The sequence below is a fragment of the Pseudomonas sp. NPDC089396 genome, assembly GCF_044749545.1.
Classification (GTDB): domain Bacteria; phylum Pseudomonadota; class Gammaproteobacteria; order Pseudomonadales; family Pseudomonadaceae; genus Aquipseudomonas.
Genome location: NZ_JBIVIC010000017.1, coordinates 42,529 through 55,650, shown reverse-complemented (window position 1 = coordinate 55,650; position 13,122 = coordinate 42,529). Strand labels below are relative to the sequence as shown.

The 13,122-nt window shown below is 64.6% G+C and carries 9 protein-coding genes; 6 read left to right on the top strand and 3 right to left on the bottom strand.

Features of this window, described 5'->3' with window-relative positions; translation table 11 throughout:
- Positions 1 to 333: 333 nt before the first annotated feature.
- Positions 334 to 1,398 carry a GlxA family transcriptional regulator gene (locus tag ACIPZB_RS24325; protein WP_400643076.1) on the top strand — a complete coding sequence of 355 codons (1,065 nt, stop codon included), beginning with the start codon at positions 334 to 336 and terminating at the stop codon, positions 1,396 to 1,398.
- A gap of 68 nt (positions 1,399 to 1,466) precedes the next feature.
- Here the strand turns inward: ACIPZB_RS24325 and ACIPZB_RS24320 are convergent, their stop codons facing one another.
- Positions 1,467 to 2,249: an NAD(P)-binding domain-containing protein gene (locus ACIPZB_RS24320; RefSeq protein ID WP_400643075.1), complete on the bottom strand. Its 783-nt coding sequence runs from the start codon at positions 2,247 to 2,249 to the stop codon at positions 1,467 to 1,469.
- 315 nt (positions 2,250 to 2,564) lie between these two features.
- Between ACIPZB_RS24320 and katG the strand changes: the two genes are divergently transcribed.
- The 3 genes from katG to ACIPZB_RS24305 all read left to right on the top strand — a co-directional run bounded on the left by katG (position 2,565) and on the right by ACIPZB_RS24305 (position 7,741).
- A complete protein-coding gene (gene katG / locus ACIPZB_RS24315; RefSeq protein ID WP_400643074.1) occupies positions 2,565 to 4,811 on the top strand; it encodes a catalase/peroxidase HPI in 2,247 nt (748 codons plus the stop codon).
- Positions 4,812 to 5,066: 255 nt separating this feature from the next.
- Entirely contained in the window at positions 5,067 to 6,278 is a 1,212-nt protein-coding gene (locus ACIPZB_RS24310) for a M24 family metallopeptidase (RefSeq protein WP_400643073.1), read from the top strand.
- A gap of 128 nt (positions 6,279 to 6,406) precedes the next feature.
- Positions 6,407 to 7,741, top strand: a complete 1,335-nt coding sequence (locus ACIPZB_RS24305) for an MFS transporter (protein WP_400643072.1) — start codon at positions 6,407 to 6,409, stop codon at positions 7,739 to 7,741.
- Between the two features lie 129 nt (positions 7,742 to 7,870).
- Here ACIPZB_RS24305 and ACIPZB_RS24300 read toward each other — a convergent pair whose 3' ends face one another.
- On the bottom strand, positions 7,871 to 8,863 hold the full coding sequence (locus ACIPZB_RS24300) for a GlxA family transcriptional regulator (RefSeq protein ID WP_400643071.1): 993 nt from the start codon (positions 8,861 to 8,863) through the stop codon (positions 7,871 to 7,873).
- Positions 8,864 to 9,036: 173 nt separating this feature from the next.
- Here ACIPZB_RS24300 and pssA point away from each other — a divergent pair, with 173 nt between their 5' ends.
- Together pssA and ACIPZB_RS24290 are read left to right on the top strand one after the other, a co-directional pair.
- Entirely contained in the window at positions 9,037 to 10,350 is a 1,314-nt protein-coding gene (gene pssA, locus ACIPZB_RS24295) for a CDP-diacylglycerol--serine O-phosphatidyltransferase (protein ID WP_400643116.1), read from the top strand.
- Between the two features lie 83 nt (positions 10,351 to 10,433).
- Positions 10,434 to 11,600, top strand: coding sequence for a GGDEF domain-containing protein (locus tag ACIPZB_RS24290; protein ID WP_400643070.1), 1,167 nt, complete (start codon positions 10,434 to 10,436; stop codon positions 11,598 to 11,600).
- 124 nt (positions 11,601 to 11,724) lie between these two features.
- On the opposite strand, the gene ppnN is transcribed toward ACIPZB_RS24290, so the two are convergent.
- Entirely contained in the window at positions 11,725 to 13,098 is a 1,374-nt protein-coding gene (gene ppnN, locus ACIPZB_RS24285; RefSeq protein WP_400643069.1) for a nucleotide 5'-monophosphate nucleosidase PpnN, read from the bottom strand.
- Positions 13,099 to 13,122: the final 24 nt, after the last annotated feature.

Below are 13,122 nucleotides of genomic sequence, written 5' to 3'. Positions count from 1 at the left end.
CCGACCACAGGCCAAGAAAGCCTCCGCCGACAATGCACACGTCGGCTTGAATCGAGTCCTGCAGGGCGGGGGCGGGGGCGGGGGCGAGGTCGCTGTCCAGGTCCAGCGCCTAGGCATACCAGAATCCACGGTACATGAGGGGGGCCTCTGAGCATCTTGTTGTGGCTACATGATGCTCAGCGCGGCAGGCGGGCCGATATTACAGGCATGACAATTGATAGAACGGTGGCGCCTTTTGTCATGGGGCTACTATTTGTCCTGCGCCATGTGATATGTCAGACGCCAGGCGCGCCCTACAATGGCGCCATCCAGCAGGTCATGAGGCCGACGTCCATGGTTGCCCAACAAGAACAACTACAACAGCAGCAATCCCCTGAACCGCCCGCACAGATCAAACCCGAGCTGCGTGTCGGTTTCGTGCTGATGAACCAGTTCACCCTGGTACCGGTGGCAGGCCTGGTCGACTCGCTGCGCTTCGCCGCCGACAAGTCGTTTCGCAGCCAGCAGGTGTACTGCCAATGGGACTGGATGACCCTCGACGACCAGCCGATCACGGCCAGCTGCGGCATGCCGATCTCGCCGACCAAGCCCCTCGATCTGTTCGCCCAGTACGACTACATCGTGCTGGCCGGCGGCTTGCTTGGCGAAACACGCAACCCACCTGACTGGTTGCTCGATGCCTTGCGTGACGTGTACGCGGCGAACATCCCGATCATCGCCCTGTGCTCGGGTTCGTTCGTGCTCGGCAAGGCCGGCCTGCTCGATGGGCGGCGCTGTGCAGTGCACTTCACCTTGCGTGAGGAATTTCGCGAACGCTTCCCGTTGTCGACCATGGTGATCGACAAGAGCTACGTGGATGACCGCGGCATCATCACCTGCCCAGGCGGCACGGCGATCGACCTGGCCGCCAACCTGATTCGCCGCCATTGCGGCGCGGTGCGGGCGCAGAAGGGCCTGGAGTACTTGCTGGTGGACGACTGGGCCGAAGGCGAAGCACAGCAGGCCGCCGGCGACAGCGTCTACCAGAATGACCGGGTACAACGGGCGATTGCCTTCATGCGCGCCAACCTGGATGCGTCGATGACCCTCAAAACGGTCGCTGAAGCGGTGGGTACCCACCCGCGGCAGTTGCACCGAGAGTTCGTCGCCAACACCCAGGAGCCGCCGGCCAACTACTGGCGCAAGCTGCGCCTGGACCACGCCCGGCGGCTGCTGGTCAATACCAGCCAGAACATCACCACCATTGCCCTGGCGTGCGGGTTTTCCGATGCGTCGCACTTCATCTTGTGGTTCCGCAAGCAGTATGGCGAGACACCCTACAGCTTCCGCAAGCGCCGGCATGAGGTGGAGCGCTTTGACTGGCATGGCGACAAGGTAGGCCTGGACCCGGATTTGTAAACCACTTGTGCCTTGTACGGTCCCTGTGGGAGCCGGCTTGCCGGCGATAGGGCCGGAACAGAAAAAGCCTAGCGCCCAGGCAGCCCCGACCGGTTCAGCAAACCATCGAGCACCACCTCGCACGCCGCCCCCCAGCTGGCACTGGCCGGCTGGTGCATCAATACCGCCAGCCCGTCTGCGGTAAAGGTCCCCGGCGTGGCAATCGCCTGCCCCAGCGCCTTCAGGCTGTACTCCGGCTGCTGCCGGGCACTGCTCAGGCAGTCCTGCAGGTTGCCCAGCACCAGGTCGCGCGCCTGGGCAGGCGGCAGGCCTTTGTCGCTTAGCCAGTGCTGCAAATCGTGCAACAGGAAGTAGAACCAGCCATTCATGCACGCCGCCACCGTGGCCAGCTCGAATGCCGGCTCATCCTGCAGGACCACCAGATTCCCCAACGGCCCCAGGCACTGCTCGGTCAGCGCATCCGCTGGGCAAACCACCACGGTGGACTGGTTGTACTGCGCCGCATACGACAGCATCACCCGCACGCAGTGGGCGCCGGGAAAGCCCGCGGCCAACTGATCCAGGCCAATGCCTGCCGCCAGCGACACCAGGCGCTGGCCGGGGCGCAAGCGCACCTCGCGCGCCAGCTGTGCCAGCGATTCCGGGCGCAAGCCTAGGATCACCAGGTCGGCCTGGTCGACCACCGCCTGATTGCTCGCCAGCACCTCGCAACCCTGCTCGACGGCCAAGGCCTGGGCACGCTGGGCATTGCGTGGCGACAGCAGCAACCTGCCGTCGAAGCCACTGCGGCGCAGGCCGATCACCACTTTTTCGGTCAGCTCGCCGACCCCGAGAATACCTAGGCTATGCATGTCGCCTCCCGCGCTGTTTTCTTCACTGTCGCATGGGGGCCGCAACGGGACATATAACGGATGGGACGGGTCTTGGGACGTTTCGCCCGGCAAACCCTGACAGAGCCAACCTATCACCCCCCAATAGCCACTCTATTAGAAGTCTGCCCAAGCTCGACTAGTCTTTCCCCTGGCCCCGCGAATTGCGAGGGAGCCCCGTGTCGGAACGTGACCGACCAGGCCTGATAAGGGGTAGGCATGAGCCCATGTGCTCGGCTGGAAAGAACACCTGGCATAGACCGGAAATCTGGATAACCGACCCAAAGGTAAAAGCAGATGTCGAACGAATCGAAATGCCCGTTCCATCAAACCGCAGGTGGCGGCACCACCAACCGAGACTGGTGGCCTGACCAGCTCAATCTCAGGATCCTCCACCAGCATTCCAGCAAGTCCAGTCCCGACCCGGACTTCGACTACGCCAAGGCATTCAAGAGCCTCGACTTCCAGGCCCTGAAGCGCGACCTGACGGCCCTGATGACCGACTCCCAGGAGTGGTGGCCGGCCGACTTCGGCCATTACGGCCCACTGTTCATCCGCATGGCCTGGCACAGCGCCGGCACCTATCGCATCGGTGACGGCCGCGGCGGTGCAGGTTCCGGCCAGCAGCGCTTCGCCCCGCTCAACAGCTGGCCCGACAACGTCAGCCTGGACAAGGCCCGGCGCCTGTTGTGGCCAATCAAGCAGAAGTACGGCAACAAGATCTCCTGGGCCGACCTGATCGTGCTAACCGGCAACGTCGCCCTGGAGTCCATGGGCTTCAAGACCTTCGGCTTCTCTGGCGGGCGCGCCGACGTGTGGGAGCCGGACGAAGACGTGTACTGGGGCTCGGAAAAGGTCTGGCTGGGCGGTGATACCCGCTACGGCAAGGAGCAACTCAAGGCCCAGCCACCCGGCCAGGGTGACCTGGTGGCCGAGCCCGCCAAGCATGGCGAAGAACAGAACCGCAACCTGCAGGCCGAGCGCAACCTGGAAAATCCACTGGCTGCCGTGCAGATGGGGCTGATCTACGTCAACCCGGAAGGCCCGGAAGGTGAGCCCGACCCCGTGAGGTCGGGCATCGACATCCGCGAGACCTTCGGGCGCATGGCCATGAACGACGAAGAAACCGTGGCCTTGATCGCCGGTGGCCACGCCTTCGGCAAGACCCACGGCGCCGGCCCGGCGGATAACGTCGGCGCCGAACCAGAGGCTGCAGGCCTGGAGATGCAGGGCCTGGGCTGGGCCAACAAGTTCGGCACCGGCAAAGGTGGCGACACCATCACCAGCGGCCTGGAAGTGACCTGGACCTCGAACCCGACCCGCTGGGACAACGAGTACCTCAACAACCTGTTCAACTTCGACTGGGAACTGACCAAGAGCCCAGCCGGCGCCAACCAGTGGCGGCCGAAAGAGGGCAAGGGCGCAGGTAGCGTGCCGGATGCCCACGACCCGAGCAAAAAACATGCACCGTCCATGCTGACCTCCGACCTGGCGCTGCGTTTCGACCCGATCTACGAGCCGATCGCCCGGCGCTTCAAGGACAACCCCGACCAGCTGGCGGACGCCTTCGCCCGTGCCTGGTACAAGCTGATCCACCGCGACATGGGCCCGCTGGCGCGCTACCTGGGGCCTGAGATGCCCAACGAGGAACTGCTGTGGCAAGACCCGTTGCCCAAAGCCGAACAGTCGGTGCTGGGTGAGCAGGATATCGCTGCACTCAAGAGCAAGATCCTGGCCTCGGGCCTGAGTGTTGGCGAGCTGGTTTCCACTGCCTGGGCTGCCGCCTCGACCTTCCGGGGCTCTGACAAGCGCGGTGGCGCCAATGGTGCCCGCCTGCGCCTGGCACCGCAGAACGGCTGGGCGGCCAACCAGGGGACCGACAAGGTGCTGGCGGCGCTGGAGAAAATCCGGGCCGAGTCCGGCAACAAGGTCTCCCTGGCCGACCTGATCGTGCTGGGCGGTACCGCCGCCGTGGAAAAGGCTGCCAAGGATGCCGGCTACAGTGGCAGCGTGGGGTTCCGCCCAGGCCGCGTCGATGCCTCCCAGGCGCAGACCGATGTCGAGTCGTTCGCCGTGCTGGAGCCGCTGGCCGATGGCTTCCGTAACTTCAGCAAGGCCCGCTACAGCGTCAAGGCCGAGAAGCTGCTGCTGGACAAGGCCCAGTTGCTGACCCTGACCGCGCCGGAGCTGACCGTGCTGATCGGTGGCCTGCGGGTGCTGGGCGCCAACCATGGCGGCAGCAAGCACGGCGTGTTCACCGACAAGCCGGGCACCTTGAGCAACGACTTCTTCCGCAACCTGCTGGACATGGGCGTGGAGTGGAAGCCGACCTCGGACGACAACGAAACCTTCGAGGGCCGCGACCGCAAGACCGGGCAGGTGAAGTGGACCGGCAGCCGCGTTGACCTGGTGTTCGGCTCGCATGCGCAGTTGCGGGCGCTGAGCGAGGTGTATGGCAGCAGCGATGGCAAGGACAAGTTTGTCAGGGACTTCGTTGCGGCTTGGGTGAAGGTCATGGAACTGGATCGGTTTGATCTGAAATAACTGTGTAACAGGGGCTGCTTTGCAGCCCAATCGCCGGCAAGCCGGCTCCCACAGGTGCACCACAGCCCTTGAGCATTGTGGAGACCCTGTGGGAGCCGGCTTGCCGGCGATTGGGCAGCGCAGCTGCCCCACATCCGGTGCCATCCCGCCAATTCCAGGTCGGATAGATACAAAAGCGTCCTCGTCGGTTCTGTTGCAATGCTTCTCAGGCGGCCGGCCTGAACAGCGTGCTCACAACGACAAGGAACACCGACCATGCAAATGCCCCAGACCCTGAACATCCGCAACGGCGACAAGGTCAAGCCGACCTTCTCCGCGCAGGAGTACGCCGCCCGCCATGCCCGCCTGCGGGCCTACATGGCCGAGCAGGACATCGAGGCGGCCATCTTTACCTCGTACCACAACGTCAACTACTACAGCGACTTCCTCTACTGCTCGTTCGGCCGTCCCTACGCCCTGGTGGTGACCCAGGACAAGGTGGTGTCGATAAGCGCCAACATCGACGGTGGCCAGCCCTGGCGGCGCACGGTCGGTACCGACAACATCGTCTACACCGACTGGCAGCGCGACAACTACTTCGTCGCCATCCAGCAGGCGCTGCCGCTGGCTTCGCGCATCGGCGTCGAATACGACCATCTCAACCTGCAGAACCACGCCAAGCTTGCCGCCTGCTACCCCAGGGCAGAACTGCTGGACATCGGCGCGCCGTGCATGCGTATGCGCATGATCAAGTCCGCCGAAGAACAGGCGCTAATCCGTCATGGAGCACGCGTTGCCGATATCGGCGGCGCGGCGGTGGTCGAGGCGCTGCGAGACCAGGTGCCGGAATATGAAGTGGCGCTGCATGCCACCCAGGCGATGGTCCGCGAAATCGCCCGCAGCTTCCCCGACGGCGAGCTGATGGACACCTGGACCTGGTTCCAGTCCGGCCTCAACACCGACGGTGCGCACAACCCGGTCACCAGCCGCAAGGTCAACAAGGGCGACATTCTCAGCCTCAACTGCTTCCCGATGATCGCTGGCTACTACACCGCCCTGGAGCGCACGCTGTTCCTCGATCATTGTCCGGACGACCACCTGCGCCTGTGGCAGGCCAACGTCGAGGTGCACGAAGCGGGGCTGAAGCTGGTGCGCCCTGGCATGCGCTGCTGCGACATCGCCCGTGAGCTGAACGAGATCTTCCTGCGCCATGACCTGCTGCAGTACCGCACCTTCGGCTACGGCCACTCGTTCGGCACCCTCAGCCACTACTACGGCCGCGAGGCGGGGCTGGAGCTGCGCGAGGACATCGACACGGTGCTGGAGCCGGGCATGGTGGTGTCGATCGAGCCGATGATCATGCTGCCCGAAGGGCGGCCAGGGGCGGGCGGTTACCGCGAACATGACATCCTGATCGTCAACGAAACGGGTGCCGAGAACATCACCCAGTTCCCGTACGGCCCGGAACACAACATCATCCGCAAATAAGCCCGGTGCCCGTGCCGGTCTCTTTGTGGGAGCGGGCTTGTCCTGCGAAGAGGTCGGCACAGATAAAAACAAGAATCGAATGACCCCCAGACCCTGCCTCCAATTAGAAGAATCAGAGGGTACCCGTCATGTCCAGCACCACCCTTAACGCTCCCACCCTCGACGGCGCCGCCCAGAGCGCCGAACGCCAAGCCTTGCGCAAGGCCGCCCGGGCCAGTTTCATGGGCAACTTCGTCGAATGGTTCGACTACGCCGCCTACGGCTACCTCGCCACCATCATCGCCGCCACGTTCTTCCCGCAAACCGACAAGACCACCGGCCTGCTGGCCACCTTCGCGGTGTTCGCCCTGTCGTTCCTGGTGCGCCCTCTGGGGGGCGTGGTCTGGGGGCACTTCGGCGATCGCCACGGCCGGCGCAACGCGTTGTCGCTGTCGATCCTGATCATGTCGATCTCGACCTTCTGCATCGGCCTGTTGCCCAGCCACGCGCAGATCGGCCTGTGGGCGCCGTGCCTGTTGTTGCTGATCCGCCTGGTGCAGGGCTTTTCCGCCTCGGGCGAATATGCCGGCGCTTCCGCCTTCCTCGCCGAATACGCGCCACCTGGCCGGCGCGGGCTCTACACCAGCATCGTGCCGGCCAGCACGGCGGCCGGGCTGTTGTTCGGCGCGGCATTCGTCGCCGTTCTGCACGAGCTGCTCAGCACCGAGGACCTGCACAGCTGGGGCTGGCGCCTGCCGTTCCTGCTGGCCGCGCCGTTCGGCCTGGTGGGTCGCTACATCCGCATGAGCCTGCAGGACACGCCGAAGTTCCTGGAAATGGAACAACGCCTGGAGAGCAAGGCGTGCATGACCCCGGCACCGATCCGTGAACTGCTCACTCTGCACCGCCGCAGCCTGGCCATCGGCATCGGTGTCACCTGCCTGAATGCGGTGGCGTTCTACCTGCTGCTCAGCTACATGCCCACCTACCTGTCGAGCGAGATGGGCATGAGCGAGCGCGATTCGTTCGTCGCCTCGACGGTGTCCCTGGCCACCTACATTGGCCTGATCTTCCTGATGGGGCGGCTGTCGGACCATTTCGGGCGCAAGACCATGCTGGTGGTTGCTTCGCTGTTGTTTCTCGGGCTCACGGTGCCGTTGTTCAAGCTGCTCGACGGCCAGCCGTTGCTGGTGATTCTGGCGATCCAGATCCTGTTCGGCGCGATGCTGGCGATGAACGATGGCACGCTGCCTTGCCTGCTGGCGGAGATCTTTCCGACCCGGGTGCGCTTCAGTGGCTTTGCCTTGAGTTTCAACCTGGCCAACGCGCTGTTTGGTGGGACTGCGCCGTTCATTGCCACCTGGCTGATCCAGGCCACTGGCAGCAAGCTGGCGCCGGCTGGGTACCTGCTGGCGGCGGCTTTGGTGGCCTTGGTGGCGATGTTGATGTGCCGGGAGACCGCGTATGGGGAACTGAAGGACTGAGTTGGCAGTGCTGGCCCTATCGCCGGCAAGCCGGCTCCCACAGGTACTGCGCAGGGCTTGAAGACTGTGATGATCCTGTGGGAGCCGGCTTGCCGGCGATAGGGCCGGTGCAGTCACTAAAGGACCCAATCAGTGCAACGAAGCCTGCCGCCGCTCCCCCAACGGCGACAACCCAAAGAACCGGCTGTAACTCTTGGAAAAATGCGCCGGCGAGCTGAACCCGCACGCCAGCGCCACCTCGCGCACCTGCACATCGCTGCGCAGCAGCAACTCCCGTGCCCGCGACAGACGCAGCTCCAGGTAATACTGGCTGGGCGTACGCTGCAGGTACTTGTGAAACAGGCGCTCTAGCTGGCGCACGGTCACTTCGTTGAGGCTGGCCAGCTCCTCCAGCCCCAGAGGCTCCTCCAGGTTGGCCTCCATGATCGCCACCACCTGGCTCAACTTGGGTTGAGCGCTGCCCAGCAGGGTGCGCAGCGGTACCCGCTGGCGCTCGCGCTCGCCGCGCATGCGGTCGCATAGCAGCAGTTCGGCGGCCTTGGCGGCAATCTCCTGGCCGCCGTCCTCCCGGGCGACCAGCTGCAGCATCATGTCCATGGCCGCCACGCCGCCGGAACAGGTGTAGCGGTCGCGGTCCAGTTCGAACAACTGGCTGGAGATGACGATGCCGGGGAAGTGCTCCTGCAGGGCCTGGATGTCCTCCCAGTGAATGGTGCAGCGGTACCCCTTGAGCAGGTCGGCCTTGGCCAGCAGGTAACTGCCGGTGCAGATGCCGCCCAGCGGCACATGCTGGCGCGCCAGTTGGCGTAGCCAGTCGGTCAGTGGCCGATTGCCGCGGCCACGGTCGATCGGGTTGGCGCCCACCACGAACAAGGCGTCCAGCGATGGTGCGTCGGTGATGCTGTGGTCGGGCAGGATGCGCATGCCGTTGCTGGCCATCACCGGCGCCTGGCTGGCGGCGATCAGCACGCTGCGGTACAGGCTACGGTGGGCGGCCAGGTTGGCCATGCGCAAGGTCTCCACCGCCGAGGCCAGGCCAATGGTGGTGAAGTTGGGCAGGACCAGAAAACCGAAGGTCTTGGCGCGGGGAGGAGTTAGGATGGCAGAAGCGGGGTGGACCATTGCGATCTTCCTGTGCAAGCTGAGGCATAGTTCGTCAGGGGCAGTGAGAAAAACAGGCCTCGCACGTTTCTTGTTGTTATGGGTCGTTGCAGGGTCGATCTTACACCCCGCACGCAGCGGCCAGGAATGGACCTGATTGCAGACAGAAGGTGACCTACGTGAACCCCGATTCCATGCTGGCGGCGCTGCCAGGTTTCGCCATCGCTGCAGACGCGATCCAGGTGTTGCCCGACGCCGCAGCCTACCGAACCTGCCTGCTCGAGCGGATTGCCGCCGCTACCCGGCGCATCGTCATCGTCGCGTTGTACCTGCAGGAAGACGAGGCCGGGCAGGAAGTGCTCGATGCCTTGTACCAGGCCAAGGCCGCTCGGCCGAGCCTGGAGATCGTCATCGTGGTCGACTGGTTCCGCGCCCGCCGTGGTCTGCTGGGGGCCGGGCGGCAGCCGGGCAACGCCGCCTGGTACCAGGCCCAGCGCCAGTTGCGCGGGCTGGACGTGGTGATCCATGGGGTGCCGGTGCAGACCCGCGAGCTGTTCGGCGTGCTGCACCTCAAGGGCAGTGTCATCGACGACTGCGTGATCTACACCGGTGCCAGCCTGAACAACGTCTACCTGCACCGTTTCGACCGCTATCGCCTTGACCGCTACCACCTGTTCCAGTCAGCGGCGCTGGCCGACGCCATGGTCGACCTGGTCAAGCGCCTGTTGCACGACACCGCCACGCCGCGCCTGGACCTGCCGGCGCCCGCGCCGACGCGCAACCTGCGTGGCGATATCCGCCGCTTGCGCGCACGCCTGCGGCGCATGGCCTATGACGTACCGGCGGCCGAGCCGGAGCAGGGCCTGCGGGTGGTGCCGTTGCTTGGCGTTGGCCGTGGCAACCCGCTCAACCGTGCGCTGTGCGCGCTGCTGGCGGCGGCACGTTCGCAGATGATCATCAGCACGCCGTACTTCAACCCGCCGCGGGTGGTGATGCGCGAGCTGGACCACGCCCTGGATCGCGGCGTGCGGGTCGAGCTGATCGTCGGCCACCGCACCGCCAACGACTTCTACATCGCCCCGGGCGAACCGTTCAGTGCCAGCGGCGCCTTGCCGTACCTGTACGAGGACAACCTGCGCGCCTTCGCCCGCCGTCGCCACGCCGCCATCGCCAGCGGCCAGCTGGTGGTGCGGATCTGGAACGACCCTGGGCATACCTTCCATGCCAAAGGGGTGTGGGTCGACCAGCGTTATTCGCTGCTGACCGGTAACAACCTCAACCCGCGCGGCTTCAACCTGGACCTGGAAAACGGGCTGCTGATCGATGACCCGCAAGGGCAGTGGCTAGCACCCCGGGAAGCGGAGCTGGAGGGCATTCGCCGGCATGCGCCGAAGATTGCCTCGGCGCAAGACCTGGGGGTGAAGGCGGAGCATCCCAAGGAAGTGCGCAAGTTCTTGCGCCGGTTACGTTTCAGCCGTCTTGAACCGTTGATCAAACGGGTGCTTTGAGCCGTCGTCCCCCTCTCTGAAAAGTCATGGCAAACGGCTACAATCTGGCGTTTTCCACGTTAACCAGATAGGCCAATTCCTTCATGGCGCTCGATCCGCCCACGATGTTGACCATCTCGATCGCCTTGGCAGCCGCCGCTGCCTTGTACCTGGCGATCGAATGGCGCAGTGTCCGCGAACCTTCATTACTGTTCTGGAGCGCGGGGTTTGCCACCATCACGGTCGGCTCGACCCTGGCGCTGTTGCGCGGCATCGGCCTGCTGCTGATCGGCATCTGGTTCGCCAATGGCCTGCTGGTGGTGGCCCACGCACTCTTCCTGATGGGCGTGTTGCGCTTTACCCAGGCCCGGGTGTCGCGGGCCTGGCTGCTGATCGTGGTGGTGTGGTGCGGCTTGCTGCTGCTGCCGGTGGGGCCGCAGTGGTCCAAGGTCATGCTGATGGTCAACTCGCTGCTGGTGGCACTGCTCACGCTCAAGGCCAGCTTCCTGCTGCGACCGCACGGCAAGTCGCTGAGCGTAGGCGCGGTGCAGTTGCGCTATGTGCTGCTCATTCACGGCCTGTTCTACCTGGCCAAGGCGATCATCGCGATCACCCCCGGCACGTTGATCGACCTGGCGACCTTCGGTGGCCTGATCATCCAGATTTCCCTGGTCGAGGGTGCGATGGCGATCATGCTGATCGCCCTGTCGATGACCGGCACCGTGCGCTATCGCCGCGAGGAGCGCATCGCCCAGCTGGCCGCGCGCGATCCGCTGACCGCGCTGTACAACCGCCGTGCCCTGGAGGTGCGTGCCACGCACCTGTTCAAGCATGTCAGCCCGGCGCGGCCAGGCGCATTGCTGCTGATCGACATCGACAACTTCAAGCTGGTCAACGACCTGCATGGTCATGCCGCTGGCGACCGGTTGCTGGTGGCGCTCAGCGAAATGATTCGTGCGGTGCTGCCGGAGCGCTCGCTGGCGGCGCGTCTGGGTGGCGATGAGTTCGTCATTCTGCTCAGCGATGGCAGCAGCGAGCGGGTGGTGGCGTTGGGCGGGCAGTTGCGCACGCAGTTCCAGGCCTTTGCCGAACAGGCCATGCCCACACCGCAGGCGGTGACCTTGAGCATCGGTGCCAATGTGTTCGACCAGCCGCCGGCGAGCCTGGCGGCGTTGATCGAGCAGGGGGATGTGGCGTTGTACCAGTCCAAGCGGGGAGGGCGGGACAGTATTCAGCTGGTTGATCGGACAGTGGAGAGCCCGGTCAGGTAGTGATCATGAAACTGGGGCCGCTGTGCGGCCCTTTCGCGACACAAGGCCGCTCCTACAGAAGATCGCGGCGCCCTGTAGGAGCGGCCTTGTGTCGCGAAAGGGCTGCGCAGCAGCCCCAATGTCCTCAGGTCACAACCTGATAGCACGGCACATACGCCGCCCCACCCGGCAATTTCATCCGATGCTGGTCGACGAACGCCTGCAACAGGCGCCCCAACGGCTCCAGCACCGCACTGTCACCCCGGATCTGGTACGGCCCGTGCTCTTCGATCAGGCGGATGCCCTTGTCTTTGACGTTACCCGCGACGATCCCGGAAAACGCCCGGCGCAGGTTCGCTGCCAGTTCATGCGGCGGCAGCTCGCGGCGCAGGCCCAGTTCGGCCATGTTGGCATGGGTCGGGTCGAACGGGCGCTGGAAGCCCTCGTCGATCTTCAACAGCCAGTTGAAGTGGAAGGCGTCGTTGCGCTCGCGGCGGAACTGCTTGACGTCCTTGAGCCCCTCGACCATGTGCCGGGCCACTTCGGCCGGGTCGTCGATGATGATCTGGTAGTGCCGCTGGGCGGCTTCGCCCAGGGTTGCGCCGACGAAGGCATGCAGCTGCATCAGGAACGGCTCGGCACTGCGCGGCCCGGTCAGTACGACAGGGAAGGGCAGGTCCTGGTTGTCCGGGTGCATGAGGATGCCGAGCAGGTAGAGGAACTCCTCGGCGGTACCGGCGCCACCGGGGAAGATGATGATGCCATGGCCGACACGGACGAAGGCTTCCAGGCGCTTCTCGATGTCCGGCAGGATCACCAGTTCGTTGACGATCGGGTTGGGCGCCTCGGCGGCGATGATGCCCGGCTCGGTCAGCCCCAGGTAGCGGCTGCCGTGCATGCGCTGCTTGGCGTGGGCGATGGTTGCGCCTTTCATCGGGCCTTTCATGACGCCGGGTCCGCAGCCGGTGCAGACGTCCAGCTTGCGCAGGCCCAGTTCGTGGCCGACCTTCTTGGTGTACTGGTACTCCTCGGTGCTGATCGAATGGCCGCCCCAGCACACCACCATCTTCGGCTCCACGCCCGGGCGCAGGGTGCGGGCGTTGCGCAGCAGGTGGAAGACGTAGTCGGTGATGCCCTGGGAGCTTTCCAGGTCGATGCGCTGGCTGGCCAGCTCGCTCTCGGTGTAGACGATGTCGCGCAGGGCGCTGAACAGCATTTCACGGGTGCTGGCGATCATTTCGCCATCGACGAAAGCGTCGCCCGGAGCATTCAGCAGCTCCAGGCGAACACCTCGGTCTTGTTGGTGGATGCGCACCTCGAAGTCTTTGTAGGCTTCGAGGATGGTCTTGGCATTGTCGACATGGGCGCCGGTGTTGAGGATGGCAAGGGCGCATTGGCGGAACAGGGTGTAGAGACTACCGGTACCGACTTCGCTCAGTTGCTGGACTTCACGTTGCGACAGCGTCTCCAGGCTGCCTTTGGGGCTGACGGATGCATTGATGACATGGCGTTGGGGCATCTAAGTCTTTCCTGTGCAGGTAAA